The organism is Bradyrhizobium sp. Kon37 (assembly GCF_055807535.1).
Window position 1 is genome coordinate 1 of record NZ_JBVVOY010000051.1, and the last position, 10,535, is coordinate 10,535.

Annotated in this window: 9 protein-coding genes and 2 pseudogenes; 6 read left to right on the forward strand and 5 right to left on the reverse strand. The window is 57.1% G+C overall.

Annotation, left to right across the window (positions count from 1 at the left end):
• Window positions 1–205 precede the first annotated feature (205 nt).
• The 4 genes and pseudogenes from AC0L3J_RS36555 to AC0L3J_RS36570 form a co-directional block, all read left to right on the forward strand.
• Window positions 206–1,075 (forward strand): annotated as a pseudogene (locus AC0L3J_RS36555) (tyrosine-type recombinase/integrase); the annotation flags it as partial.
• A 655-nt stretch (window positions 1,076–1,730) separates the two neighbouring features.
• Window positions 1,731–2,774, forward strand: a complete 1,044-nt coding sequence (locus tag AC0L3J_RS36560; RefSeq protein ID WP_473350312.1) for a site-specific integrase — start codon at window positions 1,731–1,733, stop codon at window positions 2,772–2,774.
• A 375-nt stretch (window positions 2,775–3,149) separates the two neighbouring features.
• Window positions 3,150–3,524: a type II toxin-antitoxin system RelE/ParE family toxin gene (locus AC0L3J_RS36565; RefSeq protein ID WP_473350313.1), complete on the forward strand. Its 375-nt coding sequence runs from the start codon at window positions 3,150–3,152 to the stop codon at window positions 3,522–3,524.
• Complete coding sequence (locus tag AC0L3J_RS36570; RefSeq protein WP_473350314.1) at window positions 3,521–3,841, forward strand: helix-turn-helix domain-containing protein; 321 nt, start codon at window positions 3,521–3,523, stop codon at window positions 3,839–3,841. The genes AC0L3J_RS36565 and AC0L3J_RS36570 overlap by 4 nt, the downstream gene beginning before the upstream one ends.
• 114 nt (window positions 3,842–3,955) lie before the next feature.
• Here the strand turns inward: AC0L3J_RS36570 and AC0L3J_RS36575 are convergent, their stop codons facing one another.
• From AC0L3J_RS36575 to AC0L3J_RS36590, 4 genes are all read right to left on the reverse strand, one after another.
• On the reverse strand, window positions 3,956–5,143 hold the full coding sequence (locus tag AC0L3J_RS36575) for a hypothetical protein (protein WP_473350316.1): 1,188 nt from the start codon (window positions 5,141–5,143) through the stop codon (window positions 3,956–3,958).
• Between the two features lie 200 nt (window positions 5,144–5,343).
• Window positions 5,344–6,702, reverse strand: coding sequence for a hypothetical protein (locus AC0L3J_RS36580; RefSeq protein ID WP_473350318.1), 1,359 nt, complete (start codon window positions 6,700–6,702; stop codon window positions 5,344–5,346).
• Window positions 6,703–6,747: 45 nt separating this feature from the next.
• Window positions 6,748–7,782: a hypothetical protein gene (locus AC0L3J_RS36585; RefSeq protein ID WP_473350319.1), complete on the reverse strand. Its 1,035-nt coding sequence runs from the start codon at window positions 7,780–7,782 to the stop codon at window positions 6,748–6,750.
• 266 nt (window positions 7,783–8,048) lie between these two features.
• Window positions 8,049–8,240, reverse strand: coding sequence for a hypothetical protein (locus AC0L3J_RS36590; protein WP_473350320.1), 192 nt, complete (start codon window positions 8,238–8,240; stop codon window positions 8,049–8,051).
• Between the two features lie 708 nt (window positions 8,241–8,948).
• On the opposite strand from AC0L3J_RS36590, the gene AC0L3J_RS36595 reads away from it, so the two are divergent.
• Window positions 8,949–9,572 carry an NUDIX hydrolase gene (locus AC0L3J_RS36595; protein WP_473350321.1) on the forward strand — a complete coding sequence of 208 codons (624 nt, stop codon included), beginning with the start codon at window positions 8,949–8,951 and terminating at the stop codon, window positions 9,570–9,572.
• Between the two features lie 319 nt (window positions 9,573–9,891).
• Window positions 9,892–10,092, forward strand: a pseudogene (locus AC0L3J_RS36600) (ABC transporter ATP-binding protein); the annotation flags it as partial.
• Between the two features lie 263 nt (window positions 10,093–10,355).
• On the opposite strand, the gene AC0L3J_RS36605 reads toward AC0L3J_RS36600, so the two are convergent.
• Window positions 10,356–10,535 (reverse strand): ATP-binding protein (locus tag AC0L3J_RS36605; protein ID WP_473350322.1); only part of this gene is annotated, 180 nt, incomplete at its 5' end.

Genomic DNA, 10,535 nt, shown 5'->3' on the forward strand with positions numbered 1-10,535 from the left:
CCACAACTTCCGCCGTATCCTCGCCTGGCTCAGAGAACTCTTGTGCCTCTTCCTGATCCAGCTATCGCATACGCTTGACCGTCCAGTGATCCCGCTCAATTCGGCTTCTTAACGGACGACCATTTAGCTCACGGATGATGCAGGCGTAGTAGCCAGGATCGCCCGATCGGGGGATGGTCATGCATGGCGAACTCATCATCTCGCCATCGGCGAGTTGACGCGACGGCAAATCACGACGGCGGTGGACGGGATAGCCAAGACCGGTAAGCGCGGCGCCGCCAAGGACGTGCGCAGGCACACGCACACCTTCCTCGAATGGTGTGTAGGCGAAGGTTATGTGGAGCACAACGTGCTCGTCGGCTATCGCGCGCCCAAGGAAACCTGTGCACAGAGGGTCGGGCGCCGAACGAAGGGCCGCGCGCTGATCGACGAGGAGATCATCAAGGTTTGGCATGCATCCAGCAAACTCGGGGCTTTTGGGCTGTTGACACGGATGTGCCTACTCGGTGGCCCGCGTCGCAGCGAACCAACCATGATCGAGGGCAAAAGCACATCATGGATGATCGCATCACCTTCGATGCGGCATGGACCAAAATGGGCCTACACCACGACGTTGCCGCGCACACATCTTGTTGACGAGGTGCTTACCGCCGCGAAAGACTTCCAGCGCGCAACGTCCGACTATGTCTTCCCGTCACAGACGACCGGCGGCCAGATGTCGGGCTTCACCAAGATGGTCAACCGTCTGATCAAGGAAAGCGGCTGTCGCCAAGTTCACCATGCATGACTTAAGGCGGAGCTTGCGACCATAATGTCTCGTTGCCGCTACGACAACGAAATTCAACGGCTATGCGTGGTGCGAAAGCCGCGTGGAATCGATCAGGTCTATAATCACGACGAACAGTGGATCATCCGCAAGATGCCGTTCGAAGCGGCTCATGACTACATCGCGCAATTAGTTGGCGCGGAACGGGGTCACAAGGTGGTGCGGCTGCAGCGGACGAATCCGCTCGACCCGATCAAGGCCGAACTGCTCGGCCGTCTCCGCGAGCATTATGCGGCCGGGGCGGCTTAGTGGTCTTAGCGGCTGGCCGAATAATCGCGCACCGCATCGACGCGATAAAGCGGGCGGCCATCGACGTAGCGGCATTTCAGCGGGTGGCGGGTCGCGCCGCCACTGCTCCAGTGCGCCGGGCGTGCGGCGGATAACCGCCGCCGCCTCTAACGCCGTCAAATTAGAACTGCCCGGCAGCGTTTCGACATCGTACGCTGCCGGCCGCGGCATGCCACGGTTCTTACGATGGCGCTTGGTAGCAGGCGGCATTTTCCGACTGCTTGGCGACACGAAGGTCTCGATCGGACTCTTTTCGTCCTTGCCGCTCATGCCTCGGTCCCGAACCATGTGAAGCGATAAGATCGGAGGCTGCTCTAGCAAGAAAGAAATCAAGTGCGCAGGTATGGCGCTGGGTTGCTGTGGCGTGCAAAAAGGACGAATCGCTTCGATTGATTTGGGACGTGGCCGGCGGCCCTTTTCGCTTCATTCCGGCCTTCGGCCTCATAACCTGAAGGTCAGAGGTTCAAATCCTCTCCCCGCAACCAAATATTCGATGTAATACAAAGGGTTAGGCGAAAGCCTAACCCTTTAATTTTTCGTAAATGGCCTAGCACACGGCTAGCACAAAATTCGACTGGTCGGTTGCGCCGCGCTATCATGCACGTGGAGGTGCAAGATGGCCCGGCACGAGTTGTTAGGCGGTTTGGTCCGAGTTTACAGGCGTGGCGACGGTCGCCACTGGCACTGCTCAGCTTCCATCAAGGGGCGACAATATCGCGCCACGACTGGCGAGGACGACCTCGTCCTCGCCAAGCAAGTTGCCGAGAACTGGTATCTCGGGCTGCGCGGCAAATCCCAGGCTGGGCTTCTCAAGCCCAACGAGAAGACCTTCAAGCAGGCGGCCGACCAATTTCTGAAGGAGTACGAGGTCATCACCGAGGGGCATCGCAGCAAGCGATGGGTGGAGGGCTATGCCATTCGGTTGCGGCTACATCTGTTGCCGTTCTTTGGCGACATGGGGCTGTCGGAGATCACGCCTGGCAAGGTGCAGGAGTACAGAGTTCACCGCATTGCGACGTCGACGACGGGCAAGGCTCCCGCGCGCAGCACCATCCATGATGAGGTCGTGACCATAAGGCAGGTGCTCAAGACCGCCATTCGGCACGAATGGCTGGCGCACCTGCCGGACTTCTCGCCGCCCTATAAGACATCGGGGAAGGTGGTGCACCGGCCCTGGTTCAGCCCGGATGAATACAAGCAGCTCTATACCGCAACGCGTGAGCATGTGCGGAAGAGCCAGCCGCACTTCAGGTGGAATGCGGAGCAACTCCACGACTACGTGCTATTCCTGGCCAACACCGGCCTGCGGCCGGACGAGGCCAAGAACCTCCAGCACCGCGACGTGACCATTGTGGACGACGATCAGAGCGGTCAGCGCATCCTTGAGATCGAGGTGCGCGGCAAGCGGGGCGTCGGCTACTGCAAGAGCATGCCGAACGCGGTTCACCCCTATGAGCGGCTGCGGGACCGGCCCAAGTATGTGCCGCAGGGCAAAGCCCGTGAGCGGAAGAAGAACCCGCGTCCGTCGCAGCCGCCGATATTGCCGGGACCGACCGAGCCGGTGTTTCCTGGCAACCACGTCAAGCTGTTCAATCGGTTGGCCGAAGCCGCCCGACGAGTTCACTCGAACTCATATCCAGCGTTTTGGGGACGCCATTGACGAGATAAACGAGCGTGGTCTGGACATGAGGGAGCTTAGCCCCAAGCTGATGTCCGAGTCAGACCAGGCGAAGGCCTATCTTGGGCTACCCAAGGATCTGATCGAGATGCTCAGATCTACCGACAGATGATCTTGGTAGGTGAAAAGAGCGGAGGGGACATACCGACCCAAGGTTAGCGTTTGCAGCGATTAGTAAACTGGCCCCGGCTCATTTGTTTAAAGCAAACTCATGCTTCATTCCTTCGGAAGGCATGTCGAGCAAGATCGCTCCGGCGAAGGGGAAAAGTATCCCGTTGTGGCGGAAATTAGCCTTTTGCGGGTCTGTCAGGAAATCTGTTGAAAAGCTATAGCAGTAGTGCTATAAGATAGGGGCGAATGACCACACAGAAGCCCGTAGTTTGGATCGGATCGTCAAAGGACGATTTACGGGCTTTCCCGGACGAGGTTTGCCGCGTCATGGGGTTCGCGATCAATGATGCACAGAATGGCGACGAGCATCCTCGTGCCAAGGCCTTAAAGGGTTTTGGCGGCCGAAGTGTGCTTGAGGTCGTCGACGATGAAGATGGCGATACATTCCGAGCCGTCTACACCGTGCGCTTTGCTGGCGTCATTTATGTCCTTCACGCCTTCCAAAAGAAGTCGAAGAAGGGGATCGAAACTCCAAAGCGCGATATCGAGGTAATTCAAGCCCGGTTGAAAGCAGCCGAGGCCCACTACCAAGAGAACTACGGAAAAGGAAGCAAGAAATGAGCAAGGCTATCAAAGCAACCGCCGGCAGCGAAAACATCTTCGCTGACCTTGGCTTTGCCAATCCTGAAGAAGAACTCCTGAAAGCAAAGCTTATCCGCGAGCTTCGTACGATCATTAAACGTCGTAAGCTGACCCAGACCAAGGCTGCTGAACTGCTTGGCCTTAAACAACCCGATGTATCTGCCTTGGTCACCGGCCGTGTTGGAAAATTCTCGATCGACAGGATTGTTCGATGCCTCGATCGGCTCAACTATCGCGTAGATGTGGTTATCCGGCACAAGCCGGCTCGTCGTGTTGCTTCGCGAGTTGCTGCCTAGGTTTCGGAAAAAGACCCGCTTGCTAACTTAGAGTTAGTTTCCGGACTTCGGAGTAAACTGCTCCAGTACTCCGGTGACGTTGATGTCTGCGCCAGCGTACGAACATGGTACCGATCAAGTGTAAAATGCCAGTTGGTCCAACGTGAGAAGGGCCTGGAGGGCGCGAGCCATCGTATACGCTTCCGCAGTTGCCGCGCCGTGACCCACTGCATGGCGTGAACTGCTGTTGCCAGTGCGCGTCTCAGGATCAAAGTCTCCGAACGTGTGATGTTTGAGGTAGTGCGCGAACGCTTCTGGAAGCAGCAAAGTATCTGGTCGGCCTGTCTTTACCGTAGCGGAAGCCACTGCGAATTCGAGGAGCTTTTTGATCTTTGCGCCGCTGCCGTGAATCCTGCGATAGGCTTCGTCCAAGATCCCTTCAATTTCAGTCAGGACGATCTTGAGCACGGGAATGGCATCTCCGGTGCCGAATGATTTCAAGGCAGAGCGCAGCAGTGCCTCTTTGCCCGCAAAATGGGGTTTTTCCATCCACCGGTTGAACATGCGATCGATGCGGTCAGCATCGAACTTCGAGAGTATGTTTGTCTCTTCCTCATCTAATTCGAAACCGGCTTCGCAGGCGCTTGCGAGGCTTTGGAATTCAGATCCCAGAATTTCCACGAATGGAAACCAGCCTGCACCGACGAGCCGCGAAAATACCGTCGGGTTGGTGATCGCATCGTAAATCGCGCCGTATTTCAGCCTCCGGTACAAAGTGCCCAGATCACGTTGCATATCGGGAACGGAAAAATCGCCGGCCGGATTGAAGTCGAAGAACAGCGCGAAGTGCCAGCCTTCGCGAAAGATGCAGATAACTCGGTCCTCCTTGCCGATGTTCACGAGAGGGAAGAGCATGCCGGTCACATCGGCGATGTCGTTATCGTACACGACCATCCCAGCGACGATGTCCCGCTTGGGCATGATCCGAAGAGCGACAGCGGCGGTGTCGAGCCACAATTCGCCCGTATCATCCGGGTGGATGACCAGCAGGACATCGTGCGCACGTTGGAGGCTGACGCTACGGCCTGACTGACGGGCAACATGCTCGATGTGATCGCTCAGGCCTTTCACCACACGATGAAAGAAGTGATTGTCCGAGGAGAGGCCGAGCCTGGTCCAGAACTGGATCTTATCTCCCGCACGGCCGGCTTCCGCCGAAACGGCTTGGCACTGGAGGCCAGACAGTGGGATGGGTTGGCCGACATTATTAGCAGGAATACCGAGCCCGGGAGGAGCTGCCTGCTCTTGTTGAAGCTCGGTCACAGGAAGCCCTCCATAAGTTGAATCATCAGATCGATAGAGAGCGTTTTCACTCTCAATTGGCTCCGGCTGAGCCGCGCCTCAAGGGTCGAGACAAGCGGAAGGCCGCCCTTGACCCACGGCTCGTCCGGATCGTGTTGCTCGGCATCGCCAATGCAGCAATCTCGGCATTGGCGCCGATGCCAGCAGAATCAATACCCGCTTTAGTCTCCGGAAGGCCAGATACGATCTGCGAGGCGCTTGAACTCGCTCACACCCAGCGAACCGCGCTCGCGTGCCCTTGAGCCAGGGATGGCCAATCTTTCCTCGACCTTGTCCATCGGAGCTTCCCACATCTCGCGCGGCTCAAGAGTACCGCTATCGAGCAGAACCAGTAGGACCGTGTCGCAGGGAGCGCCCTTCTTGATCGTGCCGAGCCGCTGGCTGCGCTTTGAGTTTTCGCCGAAGGCACGCCCTTTTATCTGAATTCGAATATCTCCGTTGCCAGTCTTCCTGATCGCGTCGTAGCCTTTGGTCCTCGGTGGCGCGAGTTCTAGGTTCAGGACTTCGGCCGCCACGTATTCCGCGACTTCTCCCGTAATCCCGAGAGGCTTGCCCGTCAGTCGATAATACTCTGCCGCCAGCTCCTTCGCCTTGGACAGGATTTCACGAATGCGATGCGCTGCTGGTGTTTCGCCCATTTGTTCAGGTTCTGCTCCTCCGTGTTCTGCAGATGCAGGCCTTTGCGGAGCCGCAGACGTTTCGATCTGACAGCCAGAAGTCGTTTGCGCGTTCCGCAGAGCCTCGGTCAGCAACGGAGCCAGAATAGGGACCGGGCATCCGAAGACCAGTCGTCGGTCTCGGAGCCAGGTACTCTGTAGCGCGACTACCCAATAGCGCATAGGCGGCGTCAGATTGAACCCCAGGATCGGTCCGCCGCTCATACCCACCACGCTAGCAAGACCGAAATCATCCGGCAGCTTGGCGACGAAACGGGAATGTCGCCTAGGCGGTAGGTCCCCCGGCAGCTCATCGAGGCGTTCAACGGGAATCATGGTCGGGGTGATTAAGCCCTCGCCGATTGTATTAACATTCGTGGATGTCAGCTCATCCGGAAACCCAAGCATGAAGTGAGCATCAAACCTCACCGTATGCTGGCGGACCCAGTTTTCTTCGGCGAGGGCAATCATGCCGTTAGCGTCGAGCAGGCGTACGTAGTGAGGGTGCAGGAGGATGACACCGAAATCGAGCCCATCCTCGTCAATGAACGCCATAAGGGCATTCTTAAGATCGAACGGTATCAGCATGTCGTGGACGCCGCCCGAGTTTGGATTGTCTCGGAGACCCGCCTGAAGAACTTCAATAGTGTCGCTTTTCAGGGCCCGGTTCAGCTCGCCAAGAATATGACCTGCCGTCAGCAGGAAATAATATCCGTCGATTTGCAGCAGAGTGCAAGAATAGGCCGTGTACCGCAGGCTGGTGTCTACGCTGTCCTTTTCGTGGTAGGTGACGCACAGCGCGACCAAATGGCGGCCAAAGAACCGCATAAGCCCGCCGCGCTCTGCCGAAACCGATTCGAGCATGAGGGGACTATAGCACCGTCTTCCCCTGGGGACTCGACCCAACCGTCACGCGTGAGGCTTGTCACCTTCGATCGGCCCTTCACTCCACCAGATCAGATTGCCTTTCCCCGTGTCCAGCAATCGAATGAGGGCCTTGTTGGCGGGATCGCGAATGAAGATCTGATAGCCTGGCGCTATCGGCGGTGGAAATGGAACGACGCTCGCGAGCGAGGACATAATTTCAGAGCAGGCGTTGATGGTCTGAATAATGACATCGCCGATCCACGGACGCAGCGAGACAATGTTTTCATTGTAGTGATGCTCCGGCTTCCAGGCGAACCCACTGAAATATTTCGATTTCGGATCGATACAGAAGCCCTTCTCTGTTACGAAAATGGTGTCGACGCTGCTGCCCCCATGGATGATGTGGTCCCGCATTTTACGGAGTGACAGAAAAAATGGCGTATGCTTCGCGTATACGTCGCTAACGGTCAATGGCACTGCATAGCGCTTTGTAATTTCCTCTGCTGTCCTCGGAGATTCGCCATTCATGGCGAACTTTCTGAAGGTGTCAGGCGCCTTGTTTTGTCTGCGGAGTGCGTCTTCCTTGGGATCAACGAGCTTGATGCGGTCATTCCAAAAGTGAGCAATCACCTCCTGGAGCAGATCGAATATCGATCTCGCAACGACGACAAGCTGCTCAATCTCGCTCTTCACGAAGGCGTCCATGAGCGTCCGATCGACGCTGGCATGGGCCTCGTGAAAGTGCTCCAGCTTGGCTGCGATGGTCGCAAGAAGGTGAAAGTCGTCGCAGATGGCGCTGATCTGCCTGGTGACCTCCGGCCAGCTTGCCCTTTGCCACATGAAATCTACGAAGGGGATGTGGAGATCGTTTTCGCTGGCTGGCGTGGTGGCGAGATAGTTCGAGCGCGCGGCATCGACAATCTGGATTTTGATGAACTGCCCATCGGGAGCATCGATCCAGTGGCTCCAATTGACGCCGTCCCATACCGGCATCAATAGAATCGTTCGGCCGTTAAGCGCCGCTGTGTTGATGTGAGGAAGCTTGGCGAATTCGGCAAGGTCGATAGGTCGTCTCATGGTTGCCGAGTTTACCACCGACTTGAGTTTTGCAGGCGGCTAGAGGAATGGATCTTCCCCATTAATCCGACGAAGCAAGAGAAGGGGCAGGGGCAGGGCGATGGTGATAGTTCCAGCTGGGAGCGTCAGGCAATTGCCCATTTGTGTGACAAATATCACGTTACGGCACATCTGGAGTGCTGATTTAGCACAAATTCTAGCACAACAATATTTTTTAGGACAAACTAGTAAGTAATATCAGTTTGTTATGTCTATTGCGGGGCGGCTCAGGATCCTATCCCCGCAACCAACGATCCTTGCGAAAGCAAGGCACCCAAAACCCCAGCCTCCGAAAGGATGTCGGGTTTTTTCTTGATCGCTGCAAACCGCAGGATCGCGGCCAGGTCGACGCGCAGCACGATGGCCAGCTCTTCCACGCCCGCCACGAGCGTCACCTGATCGACTAAGGTGCGGAACACCTCGGCTGCCTGCCTCGCTCTGGGGGCTCTCATAGAGCGCGGCGAGCCTGGCGTTGTTCGTTCGCTCTTGGCTCGCGACGACACCGCCGCTCTCCGAGCGGGTTGTAAAAGCGGCGAGGGCGCAAGGAGGCGCCGTCGCGGCGCTTGGCGACGGCTCAGTCAAGGGCCGAAGCTCCGACAGGAGATCCCTGAGGATATTGACAAGACTTAGCCGCCCGGAGGGTAGCCGTCGTGATTCAAAGTTCCATGTGCACGATTTCATCGGCGCGCCGCCGCGACCGTGAGAGAAATGCCCCGCCGCAGGCTTCGGAACCCGTGTTTTCGGTAATTCGGCATTGATCGTCGCCTCAGCCTTACTGACTACCTATGGCTCAATCGCGCTTGCCGCGATTCCAATCTCCCGGAGCCGGAGCCCGAGTGTATCTAATTTAACAAAAGGGCGACGGCAATGATGAGCACTTCCCGTGTGTTTCTCACTTAGAGAACGCGAACCGCGGGTGCAATCTCGCCGAAATAATGCACTTTTGTTTAGAAGCAGCAGGAATACTGCGTTAAATTTCGATTCCCCATTCCAACTTTGGAAAAGCGACTGCTGTACCAAGCGCGGCCGGCACCTCCGCCGCAGGTCGTACTGCATGAGGCGGCATGTGCTTCCGTCTTAAGCCGCCGTTTGCTATGAGATCATTGCAGTCGAGAAGGAGTGGCATCATGGAGCCTCAGTGGCTTGCGTATGGCAAGAGGTTGCAAGCTATCGCATCAACCGGGCTGCATTTCGCGCGAGATCAGTTCGATCGAGAACGATACGAGGAGATCGCTTCTATAGCCAACGGAATGCTCGCGACGTTGGGAAATGTTCCCATCAAAAGGATAGAGGGGCTCATATCTGATTTCGCGCAGGGCTATGCGACCCCGAAAGTTGATGTGCGCGGAGCGATTGTCGAAGAGAACAAGGTTCTTCTGGTGCGGGAGAAGAGCGATGGTCTTTGGGCCTTGCCCGGTGGCTTTGCAGACGTTGGCCTCTCTGCCGCCCAAAACATCGAGAAGGAGTTGTACGAAGAGGCTGGATTGAAAGTGTCTGTTCGTCGTCTCTACGGTGTGCGACACAAGGCCAGCGGCCCATATTCGCCTGATGTCCGGGATTTTTATAAAATGTTCTTCCTTTGCGATAGGGTTTCAGGCGGTGAAGTGCGGCCGAGATTGGAGACGAGCGAGGCGATCTTTTTTCCAAAAGATCAACTGCCTCCGCTATCGCGTGGTAGAACTATCGAGAGCGACGTTGAAGCGGCGTTCGCATTCGCAGTTGACGCGAACAGACCTGCCTCCTTCGATTAAAAGCGCAATCGCCGTTCTACAGCAGCTGAATGTTGACCTTAACGACCGTGGCATCCTCGCGGTTACCACACGAAAGCGGGTTCGTGACGATGTCGCGCCTTACCGAACATGCGCAGGACAGTGGGCCGAGCGGAGTGGACGACTACCGCTAGCGAAAACAGGTGCCGCCCGACCGAGCCCGAGAAGGTGACGTCCGGCGCCGCCGGTGAAGCGTCGAGCAGCGGGATTGGATCGGAAAGTCGCTGGTCATTGGCGCTCAACCGGTTCTATCAAGGCGGAGAATAGGCAAGGACGCTTCGGCGGAACGGGGATGGTGCAAGTACTTCAAAATCTTCTCGCCGGCGGGTTTCTGCGTCGGCCGAGCCGTCGTGCGCTCGCCGACGATCTCGAACGCATCTAGTCCTGGGGCCCGCGGCTTAAGCAACGCCGCTGTGCTTGTTGCGGCCTCGGTGGCGAGCAACAGATGATTGCGATCGGGCGCGCGATGATGCCGCGCCCGACACTCGTGCTGCTCGATGATTCGCCGAACAGTGCCGAGACCCGCCGCCCCACACACGAACCGGACATCGGCAAACTCGCAAACCCGATAAGGCAGGGGGGACATCTGGAGTTCATTTCTTATGACGCTCGACGAAATTTCCTTCAGGCGCGCTCGCCGCGAATGCGGATTCCGGGGATTGCGGCCAGAGATTCCGATTGAACGCGACCATGCATTCCGATCGAAGGCGGCCACCTGTTCCGACGAAGGCGGCCGGGGTGTGGTTGCCGGCATGAGGAGTTGGGTCAGGTTTTCTTCGCGGCGTCAAGATTGGCGCGTTGGGCAGTTATTTTCCGCATGCTGTCTCCTTTGAGGATGAGGCGGTGAGCGTTGTGGACGAGGCGGTCGAGGACGGCGTCGGCGATGGTCGGGTCGGCGATGATCTCATGCCAATTTTCGATCGGTACCTGGCTGGTGATGATGGT

Bases quoted from the DNA above. Each gene is read 5' to 3' on its own strand.
- AC0L3J_RS36595 (WP_473350321.1), top strand. From the start codon at position 8,949: ATGGAGCCTCAGTGGCTTGCGTATGGCAAGAGGTTGCAAGCTATCGCA.
- AC0L3J_RS36570 (WP_473350314.1), top strand. From the start codon at position 3,521: ATGAGCAAGGCTATCAAAGCAACCGCCGGCAGCGAAAACATCTTCGCT.
- AC0L3J_RS36565 (WP_473350313.1), top strand. From the start codon at position 3,150: ATGACCACACAGAAGCCCGTAGTTTGGATCGGATCGTCAAAGGACGAT.
- AC0L3J_RS36585 (WP_473350319.1), bottom strand. From the start codon at position 7,782: ATGAGACGACCTATCGACCTTGCCGAATTCGCCAAGCTTCCTCACATC.
- AC0L3J_RS36560 (WP_473350312.1), top strand. From the start codon at position 1,731: ATGGCCCGGCACGAGTTGTTAGGCGGTTTGGTCCGAGTTTACAGGCGT.
- AC0L3J_RS36580 (WP_473350318.1), bottom strand. From the start codon at position 6,702: ATGCTCGAATCGGTTTCGGCAGAGCGCGGCGGGCTTATGCGGTTCTTT.